The organism is Bacillus sp. P14.5 (genome assembly GCF_003316765.1).
GTDB lineage: Bacteria > Bacillota > Bacilli > Bacillales > Bacillaceae_B > Rossellomorea.
Window position 1 is genome coordinate 1 of sequence record NZ_NIJF01000056.1, and the last position, 1127, is coordinate 1127.

Consider the following 1127-nt stretch of genomic DNA (forward strand, 5'->3'; position numbering starts at 1 on the left):
CTATCAAATTCATAGTGGCCTACCAGACCATCAGTGATTATCTTGATAATCTGTGCGACCGCAGTACATCCCTGGATCCCCAAGACTTTGCGGCTCTCCATGAATCCATGAAAGATGCATTGACGATAGAGGCACCCCTTAGGCACTATTACCGCTTCAGGGAGGACCAGGATGATGGAGGATACCTGGCCGGCCTTGTCCAAACATGCCAATCTGTTTTAAAAGAGGTGCCTGGTTACTCTTCCATCAAGCCCTATCTGCATGAGCTCTGCGATTACTACTGTGATTTGCAAATACATAAGCATGTGAAGAAAGAAGAAAGAACGGACAGGCTCAAGAGCTGGTTTTATCAATATAAAGATACATTGCCGGAAATGGACTGGTATGAATTTTCTGCTTGCTCAGGGTCCACCCTGGGAATTTTCTGTCTGGTATCCTACGCTCTCAGGGAAGATTATGAAAGCGTCCAGGCAGATTCTATCCGCAATGGATATTTCCCTTATATTCAAGGGCTGCATATACTCCTCGACTACTTTATAGACCAAGAGGAAGATATCGAAGGCGGGGACCTGAACTTTTGTTTCTATTATGAGAATGAAGAAGTGTTAAAACATCGCTTGCTCCACTTTCTAAAAAAAGCAGATGAAAATACGAGCCAGCTTCCGCATGCTGATTTTCACCGTTTGATCAATAAAGGCTTAATCGGTGTTTATCTATCGGATGAAAAAGCCTGGAAACAGCAAAAGGTGCACTCTTTTTCAAAAGAATTTCTGAATGCTTCAGGCTGGGTGACAAAGTTTTTTTATTACAATGGAAAACTATATAGAAGATTTCAGGGATGGAAGAGAAGTTCCTGATAGAGGCAGGTGGCCCGGAGAAAGGGTCATCTGTTTTTTTTCAGGGAATTATAGAATGGGTTTTGGATAAATTTAACTATAATACCTAAGTCGAGTCTCAGCCCCTATGTTTGGTATCCATTGGAACAGACATAGCCGCCCGGGGTCAAATAACCCGAAGAGAATAAAAGGAAGAGGCGTCTTTTTCTTATTGGTCTATTTGTCTGTCGGCGCTTTCACTTATGTTCAAGGAGATATGAAGTTCCTTTAAGCATGTTAGTGGACATTTCT

Annotated in this window: 1 protein-coding gene; it reads left to right on the plus strand. The window is 42.4% G+C overall.

From position 1 onward, the window contains the following. A partial coding sequence (locus tag B9Z54_RS07000) for a tetraprenyl-beta-curcumene synthase family protein (RefSeq protein ID WP_162785123.1) occupies nt 1–857 on the plus strand: 857 nt, incomplete at its 5' end. Nucleotides 858–1127 lie beyond the last annotated feature (270 nt).